This is a genomic window from Achromobacter sp. FW305-C-30-7, assembly GCF_058783105.1.
Genome location: NZ_JBYSYI010000002.1, coordinates 751,241 through 777,983 on the forward strand (window position 1 = coordinate 751,241; position 26,743 = coordinate 777,983).

General features: G+C 65.6%; 26 protein-coding genes and 1 riboswitch. Of the genes, 10 read left to right on the forward strand and 16 right to left on the reverse strand.

Features of this window, described 5'->3' with window-relative positions; translation table 11 throughout:
* Positions 1-83 precede the first annotated feature (83 nt).
* Positions 84-665: a CGNR zinc finger domain-containing protein gene (locus tag AC3WOB_RS10410; protein WP_492274907.1), complete on the reverse strand. Its 582-nt coding sequence runs from the start codon at positions 663-665 to the stop codon at positions 84-86.
* 186 nt (positions 666-851) lie between these two features.
* On the opposite strand from AC3WOB_RS10410, the gene rpiB reads away from it, so the two are divergent.
* From rpiB to AC3WOB_RS10435, 5 genes are all read left to right on the forward strand, one after another.
* A complete protein-coding gene (gene rpiB, locus AC3WOB_RS10415) occupies positions 852-1,280 on the forward strand; it encodes a ribose 5-phosphate isomerase B (RefSeq protein WP_013392034.1) in 429 nt (142 codons plus the stop codon).
* A gap of 27 nt (positions 1,281-1,307) precedes the next feature.
* The gene (locus tag AC3WOB_RS10420; protein ID WP_492274908.1) at positions 1,308-2,183 is read left to right on the forward strand and encodes a leucine-rich repeat domain-containing protein; all 876 of its coding nucleotides are present in this window, start codon (positions 1,308-1,310) and stop codon (positions 2,181-2,183) included.
* Positions 2,184-2,197: 14 nt separating this feature from the next.
* A complete protein-coding gene (locus AC3WOB_RS10425) occupies positions 2,198-2,677 on the forward strand; it encodes a hypothetical protein (protein ID WP_492274909.1) in 480 nt (159 codons plus the stop codon).
* Positions 2,678-2,748: 71 nt separating this feature from the next.
* A complete protein-coding gene (locus AC3WOB_RS10430) occupies positions 2,749-3,969 on the forward strand; it encodes a hypothetical protein (protein ID WP_492274910.1) in 1,221 nt (406 codons plus the stop codon).
* A 697-nt stretch (positions 3,970-4,666) separates the two neighbouring features.
* Positions 4,667-5,005: a hypothetical protein gene (locus AC3WOB_RS10435; RefSeq protein WP_148260585.1), complete on the forward strand. Its 339-nt coding sequence runs from the start codon at positions 4,667-4,669 to the stop codon at positions 5,003-5,005.
* Between the two features lie 21 nt (positions 5,006-5,026).
* Here AC3WOB_RS10435 and AC3WOB_RS10440 read toward each other — a convergent pair whose 3' ends face one another.
* The 3 genes from AC3WOB_RS10440 to dsdA are packed head-to-tail and all read right to left on the reverse strand — an operon-like array spanning position 5,027 to position 9,240.
* On the reverse strand, positions 5,027-6,550 hold the full coding sequence (locus tag AC3WOB_RS10440) for a M81 family metallopeptidase (protein ID WP_492274911.1): 1,524 nt from the start codon (positions 6,548-6,550) through the stop codon (positions 5,027-5,029).
* A 16-nt stretch (positions 6,551-6,566) separates the two neighbouring features.
* Positions 6,567-7,886 (reverse strand): MFS transporter, encoded by a 1,320-nt coding sequence (locus AC3WOB_RS10445; RefSeq protein WP_492274912.1) that lies wholly within the window; start codon positions 7,884-7,886, stop codon positions 6,567-6,569.
* A gap of 40 nt (positions 7,887-7,926) precedes the next feature.
* A complete protein-coding gene (dsdA, locus tag AC3WOB_RS10450; protein ID WP_492274913.1) occupies positions 7,927-9,240 on the reverse strand; it encodes a D-serine ammonia-lyase in 1,314 nt (437 codons plus the stop codon).
* A 94-nt stretch (positions 9,241-9,334) separates the two neighbouring features.
* Between dsdA and AC3WOB_RS10455 the strand changes: the two genes are divergently transcribed.
* Positions 9,335-10,285: a LysR substrate-binding domain-containing protein gene (locus AC3WOB_RS10455; protein WP_492274914.1), complete on the forward strand. Its 951-nt coding sequence runs from the start codon at positions 9,335-9,337 to the stop codon at positions 10,283-10,285.
* 8 nt (positions 10,286-10,293) lie between these two features.
* Here AC3WOB_RS10455 and AC3WOB_RS10460 read toward each other — a convergent pair whose 3' ends face one another.
* The 5 genes from AC3WOB_RS10460 to AC3WOB_RS10480 are packed head-to-tail and all read right to left on the reverse strand — an operon-like array spanning position 10,294 to position 15,475.
* Positions 10,294-12,432: a TonB-dependent receptor family protein gene (locus AC3WOB_RS10460; RefSeq protein WP_492274915.1), complete on the reverse strand. Its 2,139-nt coding sequence runs from the start codon at positions 12,430-12,432 to the stop codon at positions 10,294-10,296.
* Positions 12,433-12,466: 34 nt separating this feature from the next.
* Entirely contained in the window at positions 12,467-12,910 is a 444-nt protein-coding gene (locus AC3WOB_RS10465) for a CopD family copper resistance protein (protein ID WP_492274916.1), read from the reverse strand.
* Between the two features lie 46 nt (positions 12,911-12,956).
* Entirely contained in the window at positions 12,957-13,676 is a 720-nt protein-coding gene (locus tag AC3WOB_RS10470; protein WP_492274917.1) for an ABC transporter ATP-binding protein, read from the reverse strand.
* Positions 13,669-14,463: an ABC transporter permease gene (locus AC3WOB_RS10475; RefSeq protein ID WP_492274918.1), complete on the reverse strand. Its 795-nt coding sequence runs from the start codon at positions 14,461-14,463 to the stop codon at positions 13,669-13,671. The genes AC3WOB_RS10470 and AC3WOB_RS10475 overlap by 8 nt, the downstream gene beginning before the upstream one ends.
* Positions 14,464-14,470: 7 nt before the next feature.
* Complete coding sequence (locus AC3WOB_RS10480) at positions 14,471-15,475, reverse strand: substrate-binding domain-containing protein (protein ID WP_492274919.1); 1,005 nt, start codon at positions 15,473-15,475, stop codon at positions 14,471-14,473.
* Positions 15,476-15,536: 61 nt separating this feature from the next.
* Between AC3WOB_RS10480 and AC3WOB_RS10485 the strand changes: the two genes are divergently transcribed.
* Positions 15,537-16,256 carry a Crp/Fnr family transcriptional regulator gene (locus AC3WOB_RS10485; protein WP_013392019.1) on the forward strand — a complete coding sequence of 240 codons (720 nt, stop codon included), beginning with the start codon at positions 15,537-15,539 and terminating at the stop codon, positions 16,254-16,256.
* 190 nt (positions 16,257-16,446) lie between these two features.
* Positions 16,447-17,082, forward strand: a complete 636-nt coding sequence (locus tag AC3WOB_RS10490; RefSeq protein WP_492274920.1) for a TehB-like domain-containing protein — start codon at positions 16,447-16,449, stop codon at positions 17,080-17,082.
* Between the two features lie 54 nt (positions 17,083-17,136).
* Here the strand turns inward: AC3WOB_RS10490 and mntP are convergent, their stop codons facing one another.
* From mntP to AC3WOB_RS10505, 3 genes are all read right to left on the reverse strand, one after another.
* Positions 17,137-17,709 (reverse strand): manganese efflux pump MntP, encoded by a 573-nt coding sequence (mntP, locus tag AC3WOB_RS10495; RefSeq protein WP_492274921.1) that lies wholly within the window; start codon positions 17,707-17,709, stop codon positions 17,137-17,139.
* 6 nt (positions 17,710-17,715) lie between these two features.
* Positions 17,716-17,891: riboswitch (yybP-ykoY riboswitch) on the reverse strand.
* A 37-nt stretch (positions 17,892-17,928) separates the two neighbouring features.
* Positions 17,929-18,897, reverse strand: coding sequence for a Bug family tripartite tricarboxylate transporter substrate binding protein (locus tag AC3WOB_RS10500; RefSeq protein WP_492274922.1), 969 nt, complete (start codon positions 18,895-18,897; stop codon positions 17,929-17,931).
* A 49-nt stretch (positions 18,898-18,946) separates the two neighbouring features.
* Positions 18,947-20,530 (reverse strand): sulfatase family protein, encoded by a 1,584-nt coding sequence (locus tag AC3WOB_RS10505; RefSeq protein ID WP_492274923.1) that lies wholly within the window; start codon positions 20,528-20,530, stop codon positions 18,947-18,949.
* A 133-nt stretch (positions 20,531-20,663) separates the two neighbouring features.
* Between AC3WOB_RS10505 and AC3WOB_RS10510 the strand changes: the two genes are divergently transcribed.
* Complete coding sequence (locus AC3WOB_RS10510) at positions 20,664-21,569, forward strand: LysR family transcriptional regulator (RefSeq protein WP_492274924.1); 906 nt, start codon at positions 20,664-20,666, stop codon at positions 21,567-21,569.
* 95 nt (positions 21,570-21,664) lie between these two features.
* Positions 21,665-22,114 (forward strand): DUF6389 family protein, encoded by a 450-nt coding sequence (locus tag AC3WOB_RS10515; RefSeq protein WP_492274925.1) that lies wholly within the window; start codon positions 21,665-21,667, stop codon positions 22,112-22,114.
* A 54-nt stretch (positions 22,115-22,168) separates the two neighbouring features.
* Here AC3WOB_RS10515 and AC3WOB_RS10520 read toward each other — a convergent pair whose 3' ends face one another.
* The 4 genes from AC3WOB_RS10520 to AC3WOB_RS10535 all read right to left on the reverse strand — a co-directional run bounded on the left by AC3WOB_RS10520 (position 22,169) and on the right by AC3WOB_RS10535 (position 26,742).
* Positions 22,169-22,612, reverse strand: a complete 444-nt coding sequence (locus tag AC3WOB_RS10520; protein ID WP_492274926.1) for a CopD family copper resistance protein — start codon at positions 22,610-22,612, stop codon at positions 22,169-22,171.
* Positions 22,613-22,750: 138 nt separating this feature from the next.
* Positions 22,751-25,189 carry a TonB-dependent siderophore receptor gene (locus AC3WOB_RS10525; protein ID WP_492274927.1) on the reverse strand — a complete coding sequence of 813 codons (2,439 nt, stop codon included), beginning with the start codon at positions 25,187-25,189 and terminating at the stop codon, positions 22,751-22,753.
* 66 nt (positions 25,190-25,255) lie between these two features.
* The gene (locus AC3WOB_RS10530; RefSeq protein WP_492274928.1) at positions 25,256-26,239 is read right to left on the reverse strand and encodes a FecR domain-containing protein; all 984 of its coding nucleotides are present in this window, start codon (positions 26,237-26,239) and stop codon (positions 25,256-25,258) included.
* Complete coding sequence (locus AC3WOB_RS10535) at positions 26,236-26,742, reverse strand: sigma-70 family RNA polymerase sigma factor (RefSeq protein ID WP_492274929.1); 507 nt, start codon at positions 26,740-26,742, stop codon at positions 26,236-26,238. The genes AC3WOB_RS10530 and AC3WOB_RS10535 overlap by 4 nt, the downstream gene beginning before the upstream one ends.
* Position 26,743 lies beyond the last annotated feature (1 nt).

Consider the following 26,743-nt stretch of genomic DNA (forward strand, 5'->3'; position numbering starts at 1 on the left):
CAAAATAGATGAAAGCTATTCCCAGGAAAAGCCCAAGCAAAAAAAATCCGGCCAGACGGCCGGATGGGTAGACAAGCAAGCGCTCAGGAAGCCGCGTCCTGGGCTTCCCTTTGGCGAAAGGCCGCCACCTTGTGGCGATTGCCGCAAAGCGACATGCTGCACCACCTGCGACGATGCGATCGCGTGCGATCGTAGAACCAAAGGGAACAGAGCGGGCTTTCGCATTTGCGCACCAGCTCGAAGTCGCCGTGCACGAGCAAGTCCGCGGCGGCCTCCGCGGCGGGAAGTAGCCATTGATCGGGGGTGGCCGCGTCATAGCGGCGTGCCAAGCTGGGCGCGCCCGCCACAACGGTAAGCTCGAGATGACTGCCGCCGGCCGCGAGTGCCTGGTTGAGCGCACTTAGCTTGAGCGGCAACCCTGCCTTTCGTTGGGCGACCAAAGCGCGCACGGTCTCGCGCAATGTTCGAGCGGAATCGAGCAGGCCCTTGGGTGCCTTGCGCTGGGCCGGGGCAAAGCCCACGGCGTCCAGCCACGCCCGCACATCGTCGTCCGATTGCAGCCGGTCGCGAGGGCCATCGTCGGATTGCTCGATGGTGTTGATCAGATCCAGCGCCACGTCATCGCCGAGCAGGCGGAAGTCGGGCTTGAGCGTAGTGGCAGTCATGAGATTCTCCACCCACAATGTAACCACTTAATTTTCATCTATCAAGTTACGAAGAGGCTACTCCGGGACAACTATGCTGTGCAGCTTGTTGGCAAACTACAATTCCGCTCGACAGTTTTCACTGCGACGCCATTTCTCCGATCCGTCCCAAGCCTCGCGCCGACCATTCCGCATAAGTGAAATAGCATGCAAATCGCCATTGCCTCCGACCACGCCGGATTCGAACTCAAGGAAATACTGAAGAAGGCCTTCGAGAATGTAGAGTGGCTAGACCTCGGAACCCACAGCGCAGACTCGGTTGACTACCCCGCTTTTGGTTTTGCAATGGGACAAGCCATCACGGACGGCCGAGTCCAAAAAGGCGTCGTGATTTGCGGCTCGGGCATAGGCATTTCGATTGCCGTCAATCGTTTCCCTGCCGCAAGAGCCGCCTTGTGCACAAACGCCACCATGGCTCGCTTGAGCCGCCAACACAATGACGCGAACGTATTGGCGCTTGGAAGCAGAATCATAGGAATCGAGGTCGCGCGCGAATGTGTCAGCGCTTTCCTGGACACTCCCTTTGACGGATCGCGCCATCAGCGTCGAATCGACATGTTGAGCGCAGCAAGCTGACCTCCCAACGGCCTGTCGGCAAGCCACATGTCCTTCGTCCCGTTTTCGGCCCCCCTCCCCGCCCGCGCCCAGACCTGGCGCTTCATGCACAGCCGCCAGCGCTCGCAATTCGCAGGCTTGGATGAACGCATTGTGTTTTACGATGCCCCGCCGGACGAAGCCACCCTGGCCAAGATCGAAGACGCGCATCTATGGGCGCCTCATGGCGACCCGCTGCACGAATTGCCCGAGCTCATCGCCCGGCTGCCGTCGCTGGTCCATCTGTCCGTCGGTCCCGGCGCCGTCCCAGGCAGCGTTCTTGCCGGATTGCGCGCCGACATGCTCCCAGACAGCCTGCGCCATCTTTCCATCCATCCCGAACCCGGCACGTACACCTGGCAGGCCGGCCCGCTGCCCAGGCTGGAAGCGCTGACGGTGGGCGCCACACTGCGGTTCGATCCGGAAGACTTCCCGGCGTTGATGTCGCTGTCCATGGTCCCAGACCGGCGCGGCGCGCTGCTGGACCGCGTCTTGAGCCTGCCGCTCCAGGAGCTGAATCTGTGGAACGTGCCGTTCGATTCGTCGGTGTTCGATCGCATCGCGGGACTGCCGCTTTTAGCGTTAGGGCTGCTGGCGGGTCGCGGATTGAAGACCCTGTCCGGTATCGAGCAACTCGCCGGATTGCGCTCCTTGCGGTTGAAGAACCAGGGTGCGCTGGAGACGATAGGTCCGATTGCCGCACTTGCAGGCTTGGAGCGGCTGGATATTCAGTACTGCAAGCGGATCGCGAACATCGGCGTGCTGGACCGGCTGACCCGCTTGCAGGAGCTGACGCTGGTCGGCTGCGGCGATGTGGGCTTGGGCGAGTTGGCGCAAACCTTGAATGCGCGCTTGCGGCGCGCCAACATCGCGGCGACGCGATAGCCATGGCGGGCCTGATGAGCATCCTGCACAGACGTTTCCTGGACTTCCTTGCCGCGCGCGGCTGGACCGTATTGCCTTCCGAGTCTGTCTCCGCTCCCATGGCTGCGCCGGCTGGCAGCACTGAACACGCGCTGTTCCTGTCTTTGTACACACAGCTGAGCAGCGCGGACGACACGCGCTGGTTCCTGAGCGCGGCCGACTATGCCGGAACCGCCGACAGCGCCTTCGGGCAAGACGCCTTTCGCCAGATGAGCCTGGAGGCCGCCCTCGGCGATGCCGATCGGCAAGAGATCGACGCTTTCTGGGCGCGCCATGTGCCAATCTTCATGAGCGTGGGCGACGATTACGAGTTTCTCGCGATCGACCGGATCTCGGGCCGGATCGTACATGGCGTCGAACCGGAGTTCGAGGCGGTCAGCGAAGTGGCCAGCAGTCTTGGTGACCTGTTTGAACAGATGCTTGCGGACGGCAAGGCGGCTGCACTGCTGGGCTGACAGTTCCGGTATATTCAGCCGACTCCCTCCCTTGGTTCCCAGGCCCCTCGATGCTTCGCTCACCGTTTCGTATGCACCGTAACTGCCGCGCCGTGCTTGCGCTTGCCGTCCTGTCCCTTTCGGCCACCCAGGCCGCCGCCACGCCCCGCACCGTCTACGCCGGAACACTGCAAGGCGCTGGCGACATCGTGCTGGAGCTGGACACCGACGCGGCGGCCAATGGCGAATTGACCGGCCGCTACTTCTACGCAAAACGCGGCGTGGACATCCCTCTGCAAGGCACGAGCGAGGCACTCTTCGAGCCCAAGCCCCGCCAGGGAGGCACGTCGGCTTCCAAGCCAGCGGATCAAGCCGCAAGCTGGCAAGGCACGCGCGACGCCGACGGCTACCGCGGTCTCTGGACCGACGTCCACACCGGCAAGCAACGCCGCTTCGACCTGAAGCAGGTCGCCCAATACGACACGACGCAACTGGAGAAGGACCGAAAGCAGGCCCGCGCCAGTCAGTTCAATCTTGGCGATGTCGATGTCCAGGCAGGCATCAATGCCGTTCGCGCGCCGTACGAAACGCTGAAGCTGGCGGGACACGCCCAGCCCGTTGGCAAGGAAATCGGCCACGGCGTAGTGGCCTATCGCATGTGGCGCGACCCGCGCACCAAGTTCACGTATCCCCGGCTGACGCGCCATCCCGACGCGCAGGTCCTGCAACGCACCAACTATCTGCTGGAACAGCGCCATTGGCAGAAAAGCCTGGGCGCGCTGGACTGCATGGCGTCGGCCTACACCAGCGGCAATCCCGGCGCTGGCACGCTGGGCGGTTTCGATGAGGAAGCGGTGAACGTCACCTGGCTGTCCGGCGCGCTGATGACGGTGACCGAGTCGGGCAGCCTGGACTGCGGCGGAGCGCATCCCTACAACCATTTCGAGCCCTATACCTTCGATCTGCTGCGCGGCGAGTACCTGGACTGGAATCGCGTGTTCGACGCCTATGTGCCGGGCAAGCGCAGCTTTGGCGGGGAAAAGAGTCCTGCCCTGCTCGGGCTGGTGCAACAGGCCGTCAAGGCGGGAACGGCCGCCCAGCAGTCCGAGGATCGCCCCAATCTGGAAGACTGCGCGGACCTCTGGCCCGACTATCTGGCGCTGGGAGTCCAGGCGCCCGGTGCGCTGAGCCTGTCCGTGTCCGGAGTCGGACACTCGGCGGGCGCTTGCCTGGGCACGCACGCCAGCCTGCCGTTCAAGGCCTTGGCGCCTTATCTGAAGCCGGGCGGACAGGCGTATCTGGTTTCCGACTAAACGGGACGGAGGCTGGTGCGCTTGCACAGCCTCGGACCAAACACGGCTGGACCGCCCTACTTGCGCTGCGCGAAGTACGCCTGATACCACTTCTGCATCCTGTAGTCCCCCACGCCACGCGCGAGAGGGCACATCTCGTCTGGGTCCTCATCCGGTCCCAGCCGTGTTCCAACCAGCGTCCAGGTTCGCCTGTCCCGATTGACATATATCTCGGCCTTCCAACCCGCCGTCTGCACGTATTCTCCCGACGGCAATTCCTTTTGTAGCGCCTTCAGCGATTCAGGCAAGGCGTAGCTGCAGAGAGGCTCCCTCTCCAGTCCGTACTCGTCCAGGTTGGGCTTCCCGGGAGAAGCGCCGAAAGCTGGCACGGCGAGCGCCGCGGCCATAAGGGACGTGATGAGTCGGCAGCAGGTATTCATGGGCGGACGTCCGGATATCAGTCGGGCGGCAAAGAGAGGGCACTACTACGGTGCCGCGAGCCCCCCGCCGGCCTGAACCATCGTATGCATGCCAGCGCCACACGCGCAAGCCCGCGCTCTCCCTTGGCGGTCAGGCAAAGCCAACAGCTCAATCCTTTGGATTCATCCCTAAGGATTCTTGACCAGCGGCGCGCCCGGTGGCAAGAATCAGACGACGATTGCAACGCCAGGAGTGCATAGCGATGCCGATACCACTCTGCAGATCCGCCGCGTTCGCCATGACGCTCAGCACTCTTGTCGCCGGGAACTCCGCCCTTGCCGCTGAATGGGAACGCGAACGCGATGAGATCGGCTTCTACAAGGAACCGGTGTGCGACTATGGCTTTCGCGTCAAGAGCGCTCTCGTCAATATCGCAAAGCAAGTGCCGACGGGTCTCACAGCGACAAATGCCCAATGGGAGATGGAGGTCTTCAACAATCCCGAATCGAAGAGCTGGACGCTGGTTGGCAAGAGCAGGGCCGGCGATGCCAACCCCTCGAAGCTTTGCCGGATAAGCAGCGGCCAGCAATCGCCATACGAAGAGCAGCCATGGTTCAAGAAGTACTTCGGCAGGTAATTTTGGCTGCGTGCAGAGCCGCTACGCGCTGGAATACGGCGCGTAGTCGGCAATGTCCGCCAGCGGCCAGTATTCGCCTGCCAACCGCTCCCGCGGGAACGAGGTGATGTCGGCAGTGCTCAGGCCCACGCTATCCACAGAAATGATCTGCGTCGCAAGCCGGCGATAGCCCGCGCGGAAATGGTTGGCGCCCTTGATGGCGATCAGCTTGTACGCAGTCACGTCGACACCATGCAAAAAGAATGGCTCTTCGTCGTAGATCTGTTCGGCACGCGAGGCGACGATCACGTCCACGCCCTGGATGACCAGGCGGCACATGGCGCCCAGGTCAAACTTCACGCCTTCGAACATCGAGCCCGCGCGATTGACGAAGCGGCCGTCGGTGATGGCCTTTACATAGGCATGCACGCGCAGCGGCTGTCCTTGGAAGCGGCCCTGCTTGGCACCCAGCGACACGCTGATGGTCGCGCCGACGCCGGCCTGGCGGGCTTGCTCGACCACGGACGCATCGTTGATGGACGCGAAGCAGCAGGTGCCGGGCGTGGGTTTGGCGTCCAGGATGGCGCGCAACAGATAGGTGCCGTCGCCAGGCGTGCCGCCGCCTGGGTTGTCCGCATACTCGTTGACGACGACGGGACCGCGTTCGGCGGCCAGCGCCATGGCGACGCCCTGCTCCGGGCTTGGAAACGATGGCCGGAACGCCTCCCGATGCTCCCAGATCCATTGCGCGACTTCGTCCGCGCAGCGCTCGGCCAGTTCCTGGTCGCCCGCCGTGGTGCAGACCACGGCCGGGCACGGCGCGGCGATATCCGCAAGGGGAAAGCCGTGGAACCACGAACAGTCGATGACACCCGGTAGCGCGGCCAGCCTGGCGCACACGGCGTTGACCTCGGCCGGAATAAAGCCTTCCTGCGTCGTGACGATGTAGGGCAACATGGGCAGGCGGCGCATGACGGTTACCGGCTTCAGCCGGCCGCCGATGATATCGAGCAGCAGCCCCACCGCTTCGACCGCCCGGTCGTGAAAGTCGGTATGCGGATATAGCTTGCAGGGCAAGGTCAGGTCGCACGCCTGCCGCATGGCCTCGGTCATGTTGCCATGCAGGTCGTAGACGGCGGCGATGGGCACATCGGCGCCGACCAGTCGGCGGACCGCCAGGCAAAGATCGCCCTCGATATCCTCGATGCCGTCGGCAACGCCGGCGCCGTGCAGCGCCAGCAGCACGCCGTCCACCGGCAAGACGGCGTGGATGCCGTCCAGGATCCGGCGCTTCATCTCGGCATAGGCCTGGGCCTCGATCGTGCCCGAGGGCGTGGCCTGGCCGACGTAGGTGTAGACCAGTTCAGCCCCGGTCTGCCTGGCGCCTTCGATGAAGCCGCCGACCTGGTGATTCGATTTGTCGAAGGCTTGCAGTATCTCGTCCTTGCCGTATTGTTCGAACGCGCGCAATGGCGTCTGGCCGGCGAACTCGGCGGCATAGGTGTTGGTTTCATGGATCAGGCCGGCGACGGCGAGTCGCGGCGCGGTGGCTTGAGTGCGTGCCATGGTGTGTGCCTTGCCTTCAGCGATTGACTTTCTTGGGATCGAAGCTCAGCGCGATCAGGGCGCTGACCAGGAGCGAGCCGGCGATGATGTAGATGGCGGGCGCGGTGCTGTGGTAGATATCGCGGATCCAGCCTATCAGGTAGGGACTGACGAAACCGCCCAGATTGGCCAGGCTGTTGATGATGCCGATCGAGGCGGCCGCGGTGGCGCCGCCCAGGAAGGCGGTGGGCAGCGTCCACATGATCGGCGAGAAGCTGATGATCCCGGCGGCAGCCACGGAAAGCGAGATGACGGCCAGCGTCAGGTTGGTGCCCGCGGATACGCTGGCGACCAGTCCCGCCGCGCCCAGCACCAGGATGAAGACCAGGTGCCAGCGGCGTTCGCGGCGCAGGTCCGAGCTGCGCCCGACCAGGATCATGGCCACCATGGCGACCAGATAGGGAATCGCGCTCAGCAGGCCGATGCGCAGGCCGCCTTCGGCGCCGGCGTCCTTGATCAAGGTGGGCAGATAGAAGCCCAGGGTGTATAGCGCCATCATTGCCGGAAAGGTCATGGCAACGATTTTCCAGATGCGCGCGTCGCGCAGCGCCTGCAACAGCGGCATGTGCTCGCGGCCCGCGTTGTCGGCGGCGATGTCGTGTTCGATCAGCTTGCGCTGTTCCGGCGTGAGCCACGCGGCATCCTGGACGCGGTTGGTCAGGATCAGCAGCACCCCGATGGCCAGCGGAATGGTGGGCAAGGCTTCCAGCACGAACAGCCATTGCCAGCCGGGGTGTCCGCCGACCAGATGGAATCGCTCCATGATCCAGCCCGACAGCGGGTTGCCGATGAGGCCGGCCACCGGAATGCCGGCCTGGAAAATGGCCGTCATCTTGGCGCGGCGGCGATTGGGAAACCAGTAGGTCAGGTAGAGGATCACGCCGGGGTAGAAACCGGCTTCAGCCACGCCCAGCAGAATGCGCACCGTATAGAACTGCCAGGGCGCGGTGACGAAGGCCATGATGCCGGACAGGATGCCCCAGGAAATCATGATCCGCGCGATCCAGAGGCGCGCGCCCACGCGGTGCATGATCAGGTTGCTGGGCACTTCGAACAACATGTAGCCTATGAAGAACAATCCCGCGCCCAGGCCATAGGCGGCCTCGCTGAACTGCAGATCGGCCAGCATGTTCAGCTTGGCGATGCCGATGTTGATGCGGTCCAGGTACGCGACCACGTAGCAGAGCATCAGAAAAGGTATGAACCGCAGCGCGACCTTTCTGTAGGTCGCGTCTTCAAAGGCTTGCTGGTCCGGGCGCGCGGCGCGGCCGGCGTGGATGGTTGCACTTCCGCTCACAGGTTTTCTCCTCGGTATTTGGTTTTTTGTGTGCTGCGGCTCAGGCCGCGCGACGCTGGCTGAGCAGCCTGGCGTGAGTCTGGAAGCCGCGCAGCGCTTCAGGCGGCACCAGCGATCCGCCGGTGGCCCAGATCACGTGCGTGGCTCCAGACATGTCGATGCCTTGGGCATAGGCCCGTCCAGCGGCGGAGCCGTCGAGCCAGCCTGGTCCTGAAACCGCGGCGGCGGCCGACGGTTCGACCTCGACGCCCAGGGTGTCCTTGAGCGCAAGCAGGTTCAGGTAGAGCTCGTCATCCGACACGGTGAAGACGCCGCCGAGCTGGGGCCGCATCAGCGAAGCCACCAATTCCGATGCCTGGCCCACAGCCAGGCCGTCGGCTTCGGTGCGGTTGTCCAGGCCGATGTCGTACACCGACACGGGGCCGTCCGCTTCCGACGCAAGCTGCACCAGAAAGCAAGGCGACGCGACGGGTTCGGCAAAGAAGCAATGCACGTGAGCCCCGAATAGCGCCTTCAGGCCATGGCTGATGCCGCCGGGCGCGCCGCCCACGCCGCAGGGGATGTACACGAACAGCGGATGCCTGGCGTCGACCACGCGGCCCGCTTCGGCCAATTGCCTGGCCAACCCGCGAGCCGCGGCGGCATAGCCGAAGAACAGCAGTTCGGATTGTTCGTCGTCGACGAAATGGCTGCGCGGCGTGGCCAATGCCTGCGTCCGCCCTGCCGCGACCGCCTCGGCGTAGTCGCCAGCGTGTTCCACCACGCGCACGCCGCGCTTGCGCAGCCGATCTTTCTTCCATTCCTTCGCATCGGCGGACATGTGGACCACGGCATCGAATCCCAGCGCGGCCGCCATGACGCCGATGCTCATGCCCAGGTTGCCGGTGCTGCCCACGGTCACGGCATACTGGCTGAACACCGCGCGGGCCTGCGGCGTCGCCAGGACGCGCCGGTCCGTCGCCGCGTCCTTGAGCAAGCCATGCTCCAGCGCAATGGATTCGGCAATGGCCAATACCTCGTGAAAACCGCCACGCGCCTTGATCGATCCGGCGACAGGCAGCTCGTCATCACGCTTGAGATACCAGCTGCCCGACGCGGCAGCGCCGCCCAGCGCCTGTTGCAGCGGCTGGGCGGACATCAGCCGGGACTCGATCTGCCCGCCTGATGCGGCCAGCTCGGGAAACAGCGCGGCCAGCAGCGGCGCGCAACGCGCCAGGCGGCTTTCCGCCTCGTCGATCAGGTCCAGCGATGGCGCCGATTCGGGCAACGGCCCGCCCCTTGCGGGGTTGAGCCATAGCAAAGGCGTTCTTGATTGAAGATTTTCTAATAGCTGGGGATCGAAATCGGCGGTCATCGTGGGCTTGCGGGTTGATGGTTCGGCGCAAATCGTAGATTCCGCAGGCGTGCAAGAATAGCGATCATTTCTAATTCAGCCATTAGCTTGACTTATGCCTGTCCATTTCGACTCCACCCTGCTGGGCGCCCTGCGCTGCTTTGACATGGCCGGCCGCCATCTCAGCTTCACCCGGGCGGCGGCGGCCATGAATCTCACGCAAAGCGCGGTGAGCCAGCAAATCCGTCAGTTGGAAGACCGCCTGGGCTACCTGCTGTTCGTGCGCCAGCAGCGCGGGCTGAAGTTCACGTCCAAGGGCGAAACGCTATTCGCGACGGTCAGCCGCGCGCTTGCCGATATCCAGCAGGAAATCGAGCGGCTGGGCCTGCCGGCGTCCGCGCTGCAGGTCAATTGCCTGCCGTCCTTCGCGCTGCAATGGTTGATGCCGCGCCTGACGGAATTTCATCGATTGCAGCCGGATGTGTCGGTGCGGCTGAAGGCGGAGTTCCAGCCGCTGGACCGCAAGCTGATGGAGGAGGAAGACATAGACATCGCCATCCGCTATGACCCGGCGCACTACAGCCATGTGCAAGCGGATGCCTTGCTGGACGAGTATCTGCTGGTGGTCGCGACGCCCGAGTACCTGGCCGCGCACCCGGCGTTTCGCGCCGGCAAGTCCATCGATGGCGTCGAGTTCCTGCACGACGCCTCGCCTTGGGTCGGGGCTGCGGAGTTCATCGAGTGGCGCACCTGGATGCAGGCGCACCGGCCCGGATGGATCCGCCACCTGGAGGGCCCTCAGTTCAACCTGGCCAGCCTGGCCATCGGCGCCGCGCTGAATCATCAGGGCGTGGCTATCGGGCGCAGCGCAATGGTCTACGACGAGATCCGCAGCGGACGGCTGGTCGACGTGTTCGGCAAGCACGCGCCCGCGCCGGCGCGCTATGTGCTGCTGTCGCGCCGGCCTGAAGAGCGGCGCACCCGGATCTTTTCCGACTGGCTCAAATCCGAGTGCCGCAACTTCGACGACCAGCGCTCGGCGCTGATCGGGTGCGCCCGCGGGTAGCTCTCCGCTCAGAAGCGATACGCCACGCCTGCGCTGAACGACCTGCCGTTGCCGGGCAGGAAGATCGGCATCGCGGGCGTCGCCGTATTGCGGATGGCGTAGCTGCTGGCATAGGTCTTGTCCGTCAGATTGTCGGCCTGCACGTAACCGCTCCAGTGCGCGTCGTGCTCGTAGGCGACCTTGAAACCCAGCAGCGCGTAAGCGTTCTGCTGCGTGCCCGGCGCATTGGCGTGATTGGTTTCGGTATCGCTCATCAGCCAGCGCAGATTGGGACCGAAGCGCCATCCGCCCACCCGATACATCACCTCCGCGCTAAGCAAGTGGCGCGGCACGCCGGCGATGCGGTTGCCCTGGTACTCGCCGCTGCGGAAACGGAAGTCGCTGAATGTGTAGGCGATGCGATAGTCGAACAGGCCATCGCCTGGCGCGGGCAGGCTGCCGTTGATGCCCGCTTCGATGCCCTGGTGGCGGGTGCGTCCGGCGTAGTTGTAAGTGCCTGCCGGCGTGCCGTTGGCGTTGGTGACGGACATGAGTTCGTCTTCGACGTTGCTGCGGTACAGGGACACGGTCCAGTTCAGGTCGCGGCCAGCGACGAGGACCGTGCCGTCTCCGCCGACTTCATAAGTAAGTGCGCGCTGCAGGTCGAGCTTGCTCATGGACGTGACCGCGGTGGCCGGGTTCATGGGCGCGGGCACTTCGCCATTGACGATTTCCCAGAAGGTGGGGGCTTCGTTGCTGCGGCTGATGTTGGCGTACCAGCGCTGGGCGGCGGCCGGCTGCCAGATGATGCCCAGGCGCGGCGTAGCGTAGTTCCAGTCCTGATCCAGGGTCTTGCCGCTGTTGCGTTCGCGCGCGTCGCGCACGGCCTGGGTGTACTTGAGGTCGCCGATCAGGCTCAACTGTTCCGTCACATGCCAATCCAGGCCAACCAGCGCGCTGCGGTTCTCGGCCTTGAGGTCATAGGCGCCGAAGCGTTGCAGACGGCGGCCGTCGGCGGGTCGTATGGCGTAGAAGTCGCGGTCCATGTCACTGCGCTGCCAATCGAGCGCGACGCGGTAATCCACGCTGCCGGCCTTGCCGGCCAATTGCCAAACCAGGCCGTAGGTATCGCCGTCCGTGACGTTGGCGACCTGGGGATTGGTGAAGTCATCGTTGGTGCGCTGCCAATAAATGCCCGCGGTCTGGTTGAGCGCGTCCGTGCCCCAATAGCTGCGGTTGGCGATGCGGAACTGGCTGGTGTCGCGGTGCGGATCGCGCTTGTACACATTGTTGGCCAGGTCCAGCGGCGTAGTGCCGTCGCCCAGCACGCTGCGCGGATCCTGAAGCATGCGGGCCTTGGGCACGGGTTGGGGAATATCGAACTTGAGGTCCGTGTAGGACAGGTACGTGCGGTTTTCAAAGGTGCCGCGGCGAAAGCCCAGGTTGCCCTGGAAGCTTGAGCGCTCGGACGAAGAATGGTGGCGGTAGCCGTCGGACTTGTCATAGCCGAAGCTGAAGCGGCCATCCACGCCCTCGCTTTCAAAACCCTTGGATAGCGTCAGATTGCGGGTGCCGAAGCTGCCGGTTCCCAGGCGGATGACGTCGCTCTGGGTGCCGGTGAGAGACTGGAAATCCACCTCCCCGCCCAGCGTGGTCGCGCCCGGCGACAGCGCGTTGGCACCGCGCCGCACCGTGACCAGGCCGGCGTTTCGCGGTTCCAGCAGGCTGATGATGAAGGAGCCGTCGGCATCGTTGAGCGGCAGGCTGTCCTGCATCAGCAGGATGCCGCGGCTCAAGGGATTGCTCTGGATGCCCGAACCGCGGATGTTCAGGCGCGGTTGATCCAGCCCGCCGAAGAATTCCTGCACGATGACGCCGGGCTGATAGTCCAGCGCGTCGCGCAGGGTAATCAGGCGTACCTCCTGCTGCGGCTGGGCCAGATTGGTGCCGCCGGGCACGGTCTGCAGTTCGGCCTCGGCCTGCTGCGGACCGGGGTCGAGGGCGCGCGTCAGGGATTGTCCCGATACGACCACGGGCGCCAGCGAGGGGACGGCTTGGCTGGCCGGGGCCACGCGGAGCTGGCCGGCTTCCTGGGCAAGGGCGGTGGACAGGCCGAGGGCGCTGAGAGTGAGGCTGGACGCCAGTTGGCGCAGGACGGGGGACGTCATGGGAATGCTTCCGCGTAGAGCTGAATGGGCTGGGTTACCAGGACAGATGGAACATGGCTTTGGCCAGCAAGACGATGCCGACCATGTGACAGAAGACGCTGAGGTGCACACGCCTGCGCAGCGCGCTGTGCAGGCGCTGGCGCCGCGCCAGCGTCATGGCCGTGACCACATGGACCAGCACGCTGACGGCGAGCGCGATCTTGATCGACAGCAGCAGGCCAAAGGACGAACTACCGGGGCTGGCAAGCGCGCCGCGGTACTGCCAGGCCATGCCCAGGCCAGCCAGGTACAGCGCGGCTACCGCCCAGGGCACCACGGCGCGCACGCGCGGGCCAAGCTGGCCGCCCAGCGCGCGGCGCACGTCGGCAGGCAGGCGCTTTTGCACCGGTTCCAGAAACAGCACCTCGAAGGTCACGGTGCCCACGAAGACGAAGGCGGCGCACAGGTGCAAGACGAGCAGAAAAGGATAGGTATTCATGGAGAGTCCGCTATCGAAAAACAGGAAATCGGGTTGGACGCATGCTTCAGGGCTGCCCGCCCGCCGCCAGCAGCAGCTCGCGCAAGCGTTCCGCGTCGGTGTTGCGAATGCCGCCCGGCGGGCCATTGCCGGAAGACTCCAGCGGACTCTCCAAAGCGATGGGCGTGACGTTCCCCCGATGCACCATGACGCAACGGTCGACCAGCCCCAGCAGTTCCCCTGGGTCGTGGCTGATGCACAGCAAGGCCGCGCCGCTGCGGGCCAGTTCCTCGCCGCAGCAAGCGGCGAGCTGGCGGCGCAACGCCGGGTCCAGCGCGCTGAAGGGCTCGTCCAGCATCAGCAGGTCTGGGGTCAGCGCCAGGGCGCGGGCCAGCGCGACGCGCTGCGCCATGCCGCCGGACAGCTCGCCCGGCCAGGACTGCATGGCGGCGTCCAGCCCCACCCGAGCCAGCCATTGCGCGGCCAGGGCGCGAGCCTGGCGCGGCGCGTGTCCGGCCCCGCGCAGCGGCAAGGCGACGTTGTCCAGCGCGTGCCGCCACGGCAACAGGCGCGGTTCCTGGAACATCAGCAGGGGGTGGCGAAAGCCATTGCGCAAGGTTCCGCCGCTGGGACGGACCAGGCCGGCCGCCAGGCGCAGCAGGCTGCTCTTGCCGGCGCCGCTGGGGCCGATCAGCCCCAACCGTTCGCCGGGGCGCAGGCGCAGGTTCACGTCCTGCAGCACGGTCTGCGCGCCGTAGCGCAGCGACAGCGATTGCATCTCAAGCATGGCTGGGCTCCATCCAGCGGCCCAACCGGCGCTGCAAGGGTTGCAGAAAGGCGAATTCCAGCAAGGCCACCAGGCCCAGGATCAGCAGGACCCAGGCGAACAGTTCAGCGGTGTCGAAGGTGCTGCGGGCGTTGGCCAGCGCATAGCCCACGCCATTCTCCGCGCCCAGCACTTCGGCCATCACCACCAGCCGCACGCCGCCGCAGGCAGCGATCAGCAGAGCCGCCAGCAGCGGCGCGCTGAGCGCCGGCAGATACAGATGGCGCAGGCGCAGCCAGGGGCCATAACGGTAGACGTGGGTCATCTCGATCAGCTTGCGGTCCACGTGCAGCATGCCCTTGACCGTGTTGACGTACATGCCGGGCGCCATCATCAGCGTCGTAATGAAGATCACCATGGGCGACCCCAGGCCGAACCACAGCATGGCCAGCACCACGACCACCACCGGCGGCATGGCCATCAGCAGCCAGCGCAGCGGTTCGATCAAGCCGCGCAAGCGCGCGCTATGTCCGGCCAGCACGCCTAGCGCGAAGCCAATGGACGCACCCGCCAGCACCCCTATGCCGATGCGCATCAGGCTGACGCCAGCGTTGGCGAAGAACTGTGGGCTGCGCACCAGCGGAACGACAGCGCGCAGCGCTTCCCATGGCGTGGCCATGAGCAGCGGACCGAGCTGGCGCGCAGCCACATGCCAGGCCAGCAAAAGCAGCAGCACGCCGACCGCGCTCCAGGCGCGCGAGGTCCGCGCAGATGCACCGACGGCAGGACCTTTGGAATAGGTTTTCATCGGACCCTCATGGTCCGTAGAAGCCGACGGGTGGCAGGCCGCCCCCGATGGCTTGCGGAAAGCGGCCGGCCAGCAGGCGGTACAGTGCCTCCAGTTCGGGGCGCGCGTCGCGGGCGCTGCGGGTCTGCAGGCGCGTGCCGCGAATGGCGGTCTCGATCGCCGCCAGGGGCAGATGCGGCAGATGCTCGCGCACCAGCGCGGCGCAGTCGGCGGGATGTTCGACGCACCAGCGCGCGGAGGCGGCGTAGGCCTGGTCCACGGCGCGGCACAAAGCCGCATCGCCCGCCACGCGGGCCGCCGCCATGACGCCGGCCTGCGGCAGCGTGGGCTGCGCGGGAAAGGCGGCGCTCCAGGCCTGTTCCAGGCTTTGGCCGCGATGCAGCGCCGGCGCCCCTGCGGTCTGTTCAGCCCGCCACAACAGCAGCGAGGCCATGGGCTCGACCAGCAGCGCCTGCCCTGCCTGGCCATTGAGCATCAGCGCGATGGCGTCCTGTCCATCGCGGGTACGGCGCAAGGCGACCGGCGCCAGGCCGCGCGCGGCATGCGCTTCCAGCAGAGTATCCAGCAGTACGGCCGGCAGATCGCGCTGAAAAGGCGCCACCAGTTCGCGGCCGGCCAGATCGTCGAAGGTCCGCACCGCCGGATCGCGGCTGACCAGCCACAGAATGCCCCATACGGAGATATTCAACAGGCGCACAGGCATGCCGCGGTTGTGCAGCAAGGCCGGCAGCGTGCTGGGAGCGGCGCTGAAGTCCAGCTCGCCGTTCACCAGCAGCGTGCGCAGTTGATCCGGCGTCTGCCACAGGCGGAAACGTAGCTGCCCGGCGTGATCCGCCAGCGCGCTGGTGGCCGCCATGTGCATCAGGGGATAGCTGACCACGGCGCCGGGGCCTGCCAGCGTCAGGACGGTGCGGCGATCCGGCAATGCCGCACGCAGGGTTCCCGCCGCGGGCAAAAGCGCAGTTCCCAGGGCAGCCGCGCAGAAGCGGCGGCGCATGTGCAAGTCGTTCATTGAGTTTCAAATAAGAATTGTTATCGTTTAAGATTCTCCCATTCACACTGAAAGACCCAGAATGACAAATATCAATCTGGCCGGCGCGGCCGTAGTGGCATTGCTGGCAAGACATCCGCTGCTGCACGGCCTGCCCCCAGGCATGGACCAGGAAGTCGCGGCCGACCTGCTGCGCGGCGCCAGTCCGCTGCGGGCCGAGGCAGGGCAGATCCTGTTTGGCGAAGGCGACGAAGCCTCCAGCTACGTGCTGATAGAAAGCGGCCAGGCCGAGGTCATGCGCTACAGCTACAACGGCGACGAACGCGTATTCCGGGTCTTCGAGCCGGGCCAGTTGATGGCGGAAGCGGCCATGTTCATGCCTCACGGCCGCTACCCCATGCAGGCTCGCGCCCGCAGCGCCCTGCTGGGTTGGCGCCTGGGCCGGCGACAGTTGCACGATGCTTGCCGCCGCTGGCCGGATCTGGCGCTCAAGCTGCTGGCCGCGCTCAGCAAGAGCCTGTACGACCAGGTGAACAAGGTCGACTGGATGACTTCCAGCTCGGCGCCCGAGCGGCTGGCCAACTACCTCATGGGCCTGCATGAGCGCCAGGGCGCCGCGCTGACGCTGCCGCTGAACCAACGCCAGCTTGCCGCTCACCTGGGCATCCGCGCCGAAACCTTGAGCCGCCTGCTCAACGACTGGCAGACGCAGGGCTACATCAGCGGCAAGCGCCGCCAATGGGCAGTGCATGACTCGGCGCCTCTGGCCAGGCTGGCGACGACGGCGAAGCGGCCGTTCTAACGGCTGGGCCGCGCAGCGGCCCGCAATGATCCTCGCATCGGCGCCAATGACTTTAGTCATCGGCGTTACCACGTTGCGCGCCGGAGAATGCAGGCAGATCCTCTGCCCTGCTCCCATGCCTGAATCCACCTCTCCCCTTGCGCCAGTTCCGGCTGCGCTCCCAATCACCGAAGCAGACATCCGGCAACTGGTGCACCGCTTCTATGCGCAAGTGCGCCGGGACCAAACGCTGGGTCCGATATTCAATTCCCGCGTGGCGGACTGGGACCACCACCTGGACCTGTTGTGCGATTTCTGGTCGGCGCTGCTGCTGGGCACGCGCCGCTTCAAGGGCGCGCCTATTCCCGCGCATGCGCGCATCCCGGATCTTTCATGGCCTCTGTTCCAGCGCTGGCTGGCCCTGTTCCATGGAGTCACCGCCGGGCTCGGCCGGCCGGCCTTGCAAGCCCAAGCCGACGCCATGGCCGAACGCATCGCGGCCAAGCTGTGGAGCGTGTGGCAGCAGCGCCAAGATCTGCCGAGCCTGCCCGACTCGCTGCCTGAAGGCGTGCGGCCCTACCGCGACAGTCCGGTGTTCACGCCCGACAACCTGCCGGCCGGCTTGCTCACGGCGCACACGACCAAGGCCGGCACCTGGGGCTTGTTGAAGGTGCACGCCGGCGTATTGCGCTTTACGCTGGATGATCCGCCGCACGCCGTAGCGGTGCTGACGGCCGGGCAGCAAGTGCTGATAGAGCCGCAGGTGCGGCACCATGTGGCGTTCGAACTACCGGGCAGTTTTCAGATCACGTTCTGCCGAGCGGACGGCCCGGAAGACGCCGCCTGACCGGAATCGCAGAGGCGGCGCCGCCGCGCCGCACTCTTCCGGGCTCCCTTTTCTTCAGGCGGCTGCGGCGCTCAAATGTTCATAAAGAATCGCCGCCCCTATCCCCATCAGCGCCATCCCGCCCAGGATCTCGGCCCGCTTGCCCGCGACGCTGCCCAGCACGCGTCCCAGCATCACGCCTATCGTCACCATCAGGGTAGTGGCCAGTCCGATGGCAATGGCTGCGACCACGATGTTCACGTCGACGAATGCCAGCCCCACGCCCACGGCCATGGCGTCGATGCTGGTGGCGAAGCCGGTTGCGGCAAGCAGCCAGAAAGAATGGCGGGTGACGGGCGCGGCGTCTTCGTCCTCTTGCTTGAGGCCGTTGCGTATCATCAGCAAGCCCAGGATACAGAGCATCGCGAAGGCGATCCAATGGTCCCAGGCAACCACATACCTGGCCGCAACGGAGCCCAGCGCCCAGCCTATCACTGGCGTGATGGCTTCGATCACACCGAAGATCAGCCCGGTGCGCAGGGCTTCCGGAAATCGGGGTTTATGCAGCGCGGCGCCTTTGCTGATGGCCGCGGCGAAGGCGTCCGTGGACATGGCGAACGCGAGAACGATGATGGCGATGGCATTCATTTGAGGAAAGATCCAACTGGGCGGAAACGGCACGGATCCTCCGCGCCGCCCAGCGTCGCGCGAAAAATCCGTGGTCTCGCCAAGCGTGAATGCTGCTTGCGCCATGGCCGGAGTAGCCAAGAATGTTGACGCAAGCCCCCGCGGAACTGGCCGCGGGGAGGCTACTCCCCAAAGAGTAAAGGCAGTCTAGCAGAGCCTGCCGACAGGTGTGTTACAGCGCTATTCCCCGCGTATCCCCGCCTTCTCGATCACCTCCTTCCAACCTTTCGCCTCTCTGTCCACCCACGCCTCGGCCTGCGCCTTGCCCGCGAACGGTCCGCGCATGCCCAGCACGGCCATGCTCTGCTGGAACTCCGGCATGGCATAGACCTTGGCCAGCGTATCTTCCCAGACCCGCGCGATTTCCTTGGACGTCCCCTTGGGCGCCATCACCAGGAATGCAAACGACACGTCATAGTTCTTCAGCCCGGCCACGCCCGATTGCGCCGCGGTGGGGACTTCAGGCAGGTCGGCGTCGCGTTCCTTGCCCGATACCGCCAGCGCTTTCAGCTTGCCCGCGCGCACATGCGGCAGGACCCCAGGCGTGGCAAGAAAAGCGGCCTGTATCTGGTCGCCCAGCAAGGCATTCACAGCCGGAGCGTTGCCGCGATACGGCACGTGCGCGACTTCCATGCCAGCTGCGAGCCTGAGCTTTTCGAAGGCGAGGTTGCCGGGACTGCCATAGCCGGCGGAGGCATAGGTGATGCGATTGGCTTTGGCGTAGCGCAGGAATTCGTCCAGCGTGTTGATGCCGAGCTCGGGACGAACCGCCAGGGCCAGGCCGAAGGAGCCGGCCAGGCTCAGCGGTTCCAGCCGTTGGGTGACGTCCTTGTCCAGGCCCTTGAAGATGTAGGGATTGACGGTCATCAGCGTGTCCAGCGTCATCAGCAGCGTGTAGCCGTCTGGTGCTGCCTGGGCCACGGACTGGGCGCCAATATTGCCGGAAGCGCCAGAGCGGTTTTCCACGACGATGGTCTGGCCCAGGATCTTGCCCGCGTGCTGGGCGATGGCGCGGGCTTCGAGGTCCAGCGGACCGGCGGGCGGGAAGTTGACGATGAGGCGGACGGGACGCGCGGGGTAGTCGGACGCCATGGCAACCGAGGTTCCGGCCGCAAGCAGCGCCGTACAGAACAGCAAGGACTTGATCATGCTTTCTCCTGGGTGGCGCCGACCCCGAGGCCGGCGCCGTTGCGGGGCATCAGGCAATGGCGCTGGGATGCGGACTGGTCTCGGCGTGGCGGATCATGCTGCGCGACAGCTCCAGCAGCAATTCGGCGCGCAGCGCGCTGGCGGCGGGGTCGTCCCACAGATTGCGCAGCTCGTGGGGATCTTCGCTCAGGTCATAGAGTTCGCCCCAGGCCGCATCGGCATAGACGCTGAGACGGTGGCGCGCGGTCTGCAAGGTGCGCATGCGGGTGCGGCCGGGAAAGCCGAACATAGTGCGCTGACCCTCTTCCTCGATCAGCACCGCATCGCGCACGGTGTCGGCCTCGCCAGACATGAGGGGTAGCAGGGACGCGCCCTGCATGCCGTTGTAGGCAGGCAGGCCGGCGCGCGCCAGCACGGTGGCAGCGATGTCGGCCGTGGAGCACAGCGCCTGGCTGCGCGGCGAGACCGGAGCTGCCTGCGGATCGCGCCAGATGAACGGCGTGCGTATCAGGCTCTGATAGTGGATCGGCCCCTTGAGCAGCAATTGGTGGTCGCCGAAGTAATCGCCGTGGTCGCTGGTGAAGATGACGACGGTGTTGTCGTCCAGCCCGTTCTCGCGCAGCGCCTGCATAACGCGGCCTATCGTGGCGTCGATATGGCTGATGGAACCGTAGTTCAGCGCAATCGCCTCGCGCGCCTCGCGCTCGGTGCAGGCAAAGATCGCAGGCGTGTGCTTGACGGCCTTGCCCTGGTCGCGCTGCTGGTGCATCCAGGCCACGTGCGGCGGCGGATGATGGCCCGGCGCGGCGCTGGCATGGAAAGATTCCGGCAGGATCACGTCGTCAGGCTGGTACATGTCCCAGTATTTGCCGTGAGGCGTGTAGGGATGGTGCGGATCGGGAAATGAGCACTGAATGAAGAAAGGCTTGCCGCTGGCGGCATGCTCGCGCAGCTGCGCGATGGTCTGGTCGCCGACGTACGCGGTGGTGGAGCATTCCTCAGGCACGCGGGTGCGCCAGGCCTGGTGATGTTCCGTCAGCACAAAGCCAGGTGCGGGCAAGGCGTGTTCAGGGCCCCACAGACGCCGCGCTTCGGGGTGTTCCCGCGCCAGCCAGCGCTCGTAGTGGCCCCAAACCTGGTCGCCGTGGTCCACCGCCAGCGCCACGCGCTCGAAGCCATAGAACGGCATGTCAAGGTCATGCCTGGGATCCGTGCGCCATAGCGGCCCCCATTCCTGGTCGTAGTTGCCGGGCTCGGCGGTCCAGGCCTCGCCGCGAGCGCCATCACCCGCCGGCGGCCAGATCGCGGGCTTGCCGGTCATGTTCTGCAAATGCGACTTGCCGATCAGCGCGGTGGCATAGCCCGCGCCGCGCAGGCGGTCAACGAAGGTGGTGGCGCGCTGCGACAGCGGAATGCCGTTGTGGCGCACGCCATGCACCGAGGGCATGCGGCCGGTCATCAGGGTGGCGCGGTTGGGCATGCAGATGGGCGACGCCACATAGAAGCGGTCCGCTGACCAGCCCTGCCCCGCCAGCGCGTCCAGTTCCGGCGTGCGCAGCATGGCATTGCCATAGCTGCCCAGATGGTCCGCGCGCTGCTGATCCGTGATGAATAGCAGGAAATTCGGCTGCATCGTGTCTCCTCGCCGCCGGCTTTGCGCCGGCTTGGCTCTGTTGTCAGGCCATTATGTGCAGGGGAGGCATAAATTGATAATGAATTAATATTACCGAGCCATAACCGTGAATTTATGTCTAAAGGACGCACGCATGGACTGGACCCACCGCATCCGCCTGCGCCACCTGGCCATCCTGGTGCGCCTGTGCGAAACCCGCAACCTGAGCCAGGTCGCCGCGGAACTCAACATCACGCAGCCCGCGTTGTCGAAGTGGCTCAAGGACCTGGAAGCAGACATCGGCCTGACGCTGTTCGACCGTCACGCACGCGGCATCGAGCCCACGCACTACGGCCTGGAATTGCGCACTCACGCGCGCGAGATCCTGGGCAAGCTGGGACGCGCCCAGGACACCATGGCGCAATTGGCCCGCGGCGCCACCGGCACGCTGGCGGTCGGCGTCACGCCCAACATCGCGCCGGTGCTGCTGCCGCCCAGCATCCAGCGCTTCCGCGAACGCTATCCCCGTGTGCTGCTGCGCCTGGCAGAGAACACGCTGGACTACCTGCTGCCCTTGATGCAGGAAGGCACCTTCGATGTGCTGGTGGGGCGTCTGGAGCAGCACTCGCTGCCGCGCAACCTGCACTACGAAGAGCTGTACGGCGAGCCCATCTGCCTGGCCGTGGGTACAGCGCACCCGCTGGCCAAAAGGCGCAAAGTGACTTGGCAGGATGTGCAGGAGTATCCCTGGATCGCGCCCGGCGATTCGACGCCCATGCGGATCCGCATCGATTACGAACTGGCGCTGGCCGGCCAGCCCACGCCCTGGCATCAGGTGGAATCGTCGTCGGTACTGGTCAATGTGGCGCTGCTGGAGGGATCGGACCTGGTGCTGCCGATCTCGGAGCGGCTGGCGCGGCATTTCGCGAAGCAGCACATGATCAAGGTACTGCCGCTGCCGATGCGCAGCCGGGGGATCACAGGCATGGTGTGGCGCGATGCCGCGCTGGCATCGGAGCATGCGGCGTACTTCATGGAGTGCATGCGGCTGGCGCGATGACCGTCATGGAAAATGGCAGATAATTCACGGGACTCGCCGCCGCGGATCCAATGGCGGACGCGCCGGCGCACGACCGGCCCTGAACGGAAATTTCCATGACCCAATCCGAATACCAGATCGAACTGCTGCGCATCCTGCGCGCCCACGGCGCCGCGGCCAACGCCACGCTGGCGGCGCTGATCGCCGCCCTGCCGCCCAAGGCGCGCGAGATCCACTTCGTGGTGTTCCCCGACCAGGACGGCGAGGGCACGTTTTCCGTGGTGGCCAGTCTGGAAGGTCCGGACCTGTTCGTGCTCAACAAGGCCATAGAAGGTCACCGCTACCTGTTCGACGTCCGCCATACGGAAGACGGCATCCAGCCCGAAGTGCCGCTGTTCGCGTCGGACCGGGCCGGCTTCAACGTGCAGGACGTCATCGTCGACACGGCAATGCAATGGGTGGCGGAACTGTGGGCAGCCAGCGGCCAGGGCCGTTCGCCGCTGCCCGGGCTGGCGTATGGGGAAGAAGGCTACGGAACGCGCGAGCCGCTGGTATTGCCGGCATAGGCTGCGTCGGCTGCCCTTATCGGGCGTACAGCTCGTCGCCAGCGCGAACCGCGCTCACCAGGTCACATAGAACATAGCCTTGGCCAGCACCACGATCAGCACCATGTGGCAGAACACGCTGACATGCATGCGCCGGCTCAAGGCCCCGCTAAGGCGCTGGCGCCGCGCCAGCGTCAGGGCGGTGGCGACATGGACCAGCACGCTCAAGGCCAGCGCGATCTTCAGCGACAGCAAGAGGCCGAAGGACGAGGCGAACGGATCGGCGAGCGCGCTGCGATACTGCCAGGCCAGTCCCAGGCCGGCCAGGTACAGCAGCACGACCGACCACGGCAGCACGGCACGCACGCGCGGCGCCAACTGGCTGCCCAGCGCGCGGCGCACGTCGGGCGGCAGGCGCTTGTGCACGGGCTCCAGGAACAGCACCTCGAAGGTGACCGTGCCGACAAACAGGAAGGCGGCGAGCAGGTGCAGAATGAGCAGCAAGGGGTAGGTGTTCATGGCTGCGTGTGGGAAAGACCATCAGTCGGGATTGTCTCATCCGAACCGTTCGCAGCGGCATGACAAACATCAAACGCCCCCTGCTGGCACTGGACGCGCTCCCGACGCCTGATTTTCACCGCCCCCCCGCAGCCCCGATCAGAACTTGTAGCTCACCTTCATCCAGACGTTCCGGGGCGTCCCATAGTTGTAGCCGTTGTAGCCCCCCAAGCCGCTGTAGTAGTACTTGTCGGTCAGGTTTTCCACATTGATGGAAGCGGAGACATGCTTGTTGAAGTCATAGCGCGCCATCAGGCCAAACAAGGTGACGCCGCCCTGGGTGGCGCGTCCCAGGCCGCTGGCCTCGTCGTAGTAGATGCTGCTCTGGTAGCTGACGTTGCCGCCGACCGTAAGCTTGTTCCACTCGCCCGGCAGCCGGTAGCTGGCAGCAAGGCGGAACAGCCGCTGGGGCGTGCTGGGCAGCAGCAAGCCGCCTTCGGCGTCGCGCTTGGCAAAGTAGGTATAGCCGCCCATCAGCTGCAAGCCGGGCGCCACTTCGCCGGCCAAGGTCAGCTCGAAACCCTTGCTGCGCGCGCCCTTGACCGCGCGATAGGGCGTACTCCCGTCCGGCAGCGGCGGGCTCGACGGATCCTCGACCGCGACGTTTTCCTCCTGGGTGCGGAAGATCGCGAAGCTGGAGTTCAGTTTGCCGTCCAGGTGTTCGCCCTTCAGGCCGATTTCATAGTTCTGCCCGGTCTGCGGCGGCAGCACCACATTGCTGGCGTCCCGCGACGTGGTGGGAATGAAGATCCGGGTATAGCTGGCGTAGGCGGAGAAGTCCTTGCTTACGTCCACGACCACGCCGGCATAGGGCGTGAAGACGCCGTTTTCCTTGGCGGTCGGGTTGGTGGTCCAGAGATTGGCGGGGCCGTTGTAGGACGATGAATTTTCTTCGTACCACGTAGTCCGGGCGCCGAGTATCACCGACACCGGGTCCGCGACCTTCAGCCGCGCCGAACCATAGATGGCGGTTTCCTTCGCATCCAGGAAAGTGTTGAAGAAGGTGTAGGGCATGGACGGCTTGGGGACGTCGCGCAGCTCGTAGAAATTCACGGGACGGCGGTCCCAGCCGGCAGGGTTTGCCGAGTTCAGATTGAGTTCGCTGGTGTAGCGGTTGTAGCTCATCCCCAACACGGCGCGGTGTTCCCTGCCAAACGCCTGGAATGGCCCTTCGGCGTAGACATCGAAGGATTTGTTGGTCGAGTCTGCCGGGTTGTCGCGCAGTTCGATGGTGGAGGCACCCGACGGATCTATGGGCCGGTACGCCAGCAGGTAGCCCCAGGCCGCCCTTCTTTCATTCTTCAAGCGGCTGGCATCCATCTTGATGTGCCAGCCGCTGCTGAAGCGATGGTCCAGGGTGGCGAATATCCGGTCCGTGTACATGTCCCATTGGCTCCAGGGCGTCACGGGATTGAAGGACCGGGGAAGGTTGGTGCGCGTGCCGTCGCTGTAGAACAGTGGCGCCTGGCCGAAATTGGCGCCGTCGATGGCGGTCTTCTGGTGCTCGTAGCCCAGGCTGACCGTGGTGCCCGGCAGGATGTCGGCCTCAAGAATGCCGTAGAAGACATCGTCGGACCGCTTCTTGTAATCGATGAAACTATCGCCAGCGGTGCGGGCGGCGACCACCCTGGCGCGCAGCGTGCCGGCGCTGTTCAGCGGGCCGCCCAGGTCCACTTCCGCGTTGTAGCTGTTCCAGCGGCCGACGCCGGCGGTGACATGCCCCGCGAATTCCGATGTGGGGCGCTTGCGCACCAGATTCACCGAACCGCCAGGCTCGCCCACGCCGTTGAGCAGGCCCGCCGCGCCGCGCACGACTTCCACCCGGTCATAGATGGCGGTGTTGATCATGCCCGCTTCGGCGGACGGCGTTTTGAACGACAGCGTGGGTACGCCATCGAGCATGGTGTTCAACGCGAAGCCGCGCGAAGTGAACTGCACGCGCTCATCCAGCCGGTCGACGGCGATGCCGGGCGTCTGGCGCAGCACCTCGTCCAGCGTGTTCAGGTTCTGGTCGTCCATCTGCTGGCGCGTGACGACGCTGATGGATTGCGGGGTTTCGCGCAGCGACAGCGGCATGCGGGTGGCGGCGCTGGTCGCCGGCACCGTGTAGGAGCCCGTGCCTTCGGAGGGACCTTCGTCGCCCGCGCCGGTGACGGTCACGGCGGGCAAGGCCGTGATCTCGCTCTGCGGCAGTTTGCGCAGGGTATAGCCGCCGTCGGCGCGGCGCGCCGGCTCCAGGCCGCTGCCGGCCAGCAACTGGCGCAGCCCGTCCTCGAAGCCATAGCTGCCGCGCAGTCCGGGCGATTGCAGGTCGCGCGTCAGGGCGGGATCGAACGACAGCAGGACGCCGGCCTGGGCGGCGTAGGCCGAAAGCGCCGCGCTGAGCGGTCCGGGCTCGATGGCCACGCTGATCTGTCCGGCAGGCGCCTGCGCATGAGCAGGCGACATTACCCCGGCCAACGGCAGCGCGAACGCGCCGGCCGCGAGCAGTGCAGGAAGGGAAACGCTTGCGCGCAACGGGGGAAGCTGACGGGGCATGACATGCACTCCAGATATTGGTCTTATCCTCGTAGCCAGATAAGACGCAGAAAGTGCTAGTCGCCGTTACAAAATAGTCTCGCCGCGCGGCACCAGCGACACCCAGTAACGGGTGCGATAGCGCAGGCCGAGCTGCAGGGTGTCCGCCACCGTGGCCAGCACCCGGTCGGGTTCGGCCAGCGGGAAAGCGCCGGAAATGGGCAGATGCGCCACTTCGGGCGCGCAATCGATCCAGCCCTGGCGGTAGCGTTGCAATTCGCGCAGGAATTCATTCAAGGGCATGCTGTCGACCTGCAGCATGCCGCGCTGCCAGGCTGAGGGATCGCCAACCAGCGCTTCGGCCCCGTCGATATGCCCGCTGGTGAAGCGCAAGCCCATGCCCGCCGGTACGATGCGCGCCGCATCCGCGGGCGCCCCCGGCAGCGCCACGCGCACGGCGCCTTCCAGCACCTGCACCGCCGATACGCCGTCGTCGCGCCTGACCACGAAGCGCGTGCCCAGCGCGGTGATGCTGCCTTCGCGGGTACGTACGATAAAGGGCCGCGCGACCTGCTGCGGGTCTGGAGACGTTTCGATCAGGATTTCGCCGCTGTGCAAGGCAATCAGCCGCTGCTGCGCGTCGAACAGCACGTCCATGGCCGTGGCCGCATTGAGCACTACGCGGCTCTGGTCCGCCAACAGCACCTCGCGCCGCGCGCCGACCGGCGTGCGGTACTGCGCCACCCAGCCGCGCCAGGCCTCATCGACCTGGGCGTAACCGATAGCCCCCCCGGCGCCGATCAGCACCAGCAGCTTGCCCAGCGCGGCCCGGCGGGCGGATGAGCGCGGCCGCCCCAGCACCGGCAGCATACCCTTGGGCAGCGTCTCGAAACGGCGCGTCAAGGCTTCGGTGCGCTGCCAGGCGCGCTCGTGTTCGGGATCGGCCTGGCGCCAGGCCTGCCATGCCTCCCGGTCCGCCTGGCTGACGGCGCCCGAGGTCAGCCGCAGAAACCATTCCACCGCGCCGTCCAGCGCTTGCGGGTCGATGCGCCCTGCTTCGCCGGCGCTCATGGCGCGAATTCCAGGCATTGCCGCAAGGCGCGGGCGATGTATAGCCGCACCGAGCCGACCGACACGCCCAAGGTCTTGGCAATGTCCGCGTGTGTCAGGCCTTCAAGCTGGCAAAGCAGGAATGCGCGCCGCACCGCGACGGGCAAGCCGTCCAGCATGGCATCGATCTCGCACAAGGCTTCAAGCGCCATGGCGCGCGACTCGGGCGACGGCGACTGCGCTTCGGGCAGGTGCGCCAGCGTTTCCAGATAGGCGCGTTCGAGATCCCTGCGCCGCAGGTGGTTGACCATGAGGCCGTGCGCGATGGTCGCCAGATAGGAGCGCGGCTCGCGGATGTCGCCAGGTTCACGGCGGGCCAGCACACGCAGGTAGGTGTCGTGCACCAGGTCGGCGGCGTCGCAGGCGCATCCCAACTTTTTACGCAGCCAGCCCTGCAGCCAGCCTTGATGTTCCTGGTACAGCGTGTGCAGGGGATGCCGCGGAGAGGGGTCGGAGGCGGCCATG

Excerpts from the sequence above, each read along its gene's own strand:
- AC3WOB_RS10410 (WP_492274907.1), bottom strand. The coding sequence starts at position 665 with ATGACTGCCACTACGCTCAAGCCCGACTTCCGCCTGCTCGGCGATGAC.
- rpiB (WP_013392034.1), top strand. The coding sequence starts at position 852 with ATGCAAATCGCCATTGCCTCCGACCACGCCGGATTCGAACTCAAGGAA.
- AC3WOB_RS10420 (WP_492274908.1), top strand. The coding sequence starts at position 1,308 with ATGTCCTTCGTCCCGTTTTCGGCCCCCCTCCCCGCCCGCGCCCAGACC.
- AC3WOB_RS10425 (WP_492274909.1), top strand. The coding sequence starts at position 2,198 with ATGAGCATCCTGCACAGACGTTTCCTGGACTTCCTTGCCGCGCGCGGC.
- AC3WOB_RS10430 (WP_492274910.1), top strand. The coding sequence starts at position 2,749 with ATGCACCGTAACTGCCGCGCCGTGCTTGCGCTTGCCGTCCTGTCCCTT.
- AC3WOB_RS10435 (WP_148260585.1), top strand. The coding sequence starts at position 4,667 with ATGACGCTCAGCACTCTTGTCGCCGGGAACTCCGCCCTTGCCGCTGAA.
- AC3WOB_RS10440 (WP_492274911.1), bottom strand. The coding sequence starts at position 6,550 with ATGGCACGCACTCAAGCCACCGCGCCGCGACTCGCCGTCGCCGGCCTG.
- dsdA (WP_492274913.1), bottom strand. The coding sequence starts at position 9,240 with ATGACCGCCGATTTCGATCCCCAGCTATTAGAAAATCTTCAATCAAGA.
- AC3WOB_RS10455 (WP_492274914.1), top strand. The coding sequence starts at position 9,335 with ATGCCTGTCCATTTCGACTCCACCCTGCTGGGCGCCCTGCGCTGCTTT.
- AC3WOB_RS10460 (WP_492274915.1), bottom strand. The coding sequence starts at position 12,432 with ATGACGTCCCCCGTCCTGCGCCAACTGGCGTCCAGCCTCACTCTCAGC.
- AC3WOB_RS10465 (WP_492274916.1), bottom strand. The coding sequence starts at position 12,910 with ATGAATACCTATCCTTTTCTGCTCGTCTTGCACCTGTGCGCCGCCTTC.
- AC3WOB_RS10470 (WP_492274917.1), bottom strand. The coding sequence starts at position 13,676 with ATGCTTGAGATGCAATCGCTGTCGCTGCGCTACGGCGCGCAGACCGTG.
- AC3WOB_RS10475 (WP_492274918.1), bottom strand. The coding sequence starts at position 14,463 with ATGAAAACCTATTCCAAAGGTCCTGCCGTCGGTGCATCTGCGCGGACC.
- AC3WOB_RS10480 (WP_492274919.1), bottom strand. The coding sequence starts at position 15,475 with ATGAACGACTTGCACATGCGCCGCCGCTTCTGCGCGGCTGCCCTGGGA.
- AC3WOB_RS10485 (WP_013392019.1), top strand. The coding sequence starts at position 15,537 with ATGACAAATATCAATCTGGCCGGCGCGGCCGTAGTGGCATTGCTGGCA.
- mntP (WP_492274921.1), bottom strand. The coding sequence starts at position 17,709 with ATGAATGCCATCGCCATCATCGTTCTCGCGTTCGCCATGTCCACGGAC.
- AC3WOB_RS10500 (WP_492274922.1), bottom strand. The coding sequence starts at position 18,897 with ATGATCAAGTCCTTGCTGTTCTGTACGGCGCTGCTTGCGGCCGGAACC.
- AC3WOB_RS10505 (WP_492274923.1), bottom strand. The coding sequence starts at position 20,530 with ATGCAGCCGAATTTCCTGCTATTCATCACGGATCAGCAGCGCGCGGAC.
- AC3WOB_RS10510 (WP_492274924.1), top strand. The coding sequence starts at position 20,664 with ATGGACTGGACCCACCGCATCCGCCTGCGCCACCTGGCCATCCTGGTG.
- AC3WOB_RS10515 (WP_492274925.1), top strand. The coding sequence starts at position 21,665 with ATGACCCAATCCGAATACCAGATCGAACTGCTGCGCATCCTGCGCGCC.
- AC3WOB_RS10520 (WP_492274926.1), bottom strand. The coding sequence starts at position 22,612 with ATGAACACCTACCCCTTGCTGCTCATTCTGCACCTGCTCGCCGCCTTC.
- AC3WOB_RS10525 (WP_492274927.1), bottom strand. The coding sequence starts at position 25,189 with ATGCCCCGTCAGCTTCCCCCGTTGCGCGCAAGCGTTTCCCTTCCTGCA.
- AC3WOB_RS10530 (WP_492274928.1), bottom strand. The coding sequence starts at position 26,239 with ATGAGCGCCGGCGAAGCAGGGCGCATCGACCCGCAAGCGCTGGACGGC.
- AC3WOB_RS10535 (WP_492274929.1), bottom strand. The coding sequence starts at position 26,742 with ATGGCCGCCTCCGACCCCTCTCCGCGGCATCCCCTGCACACGCTGTAC.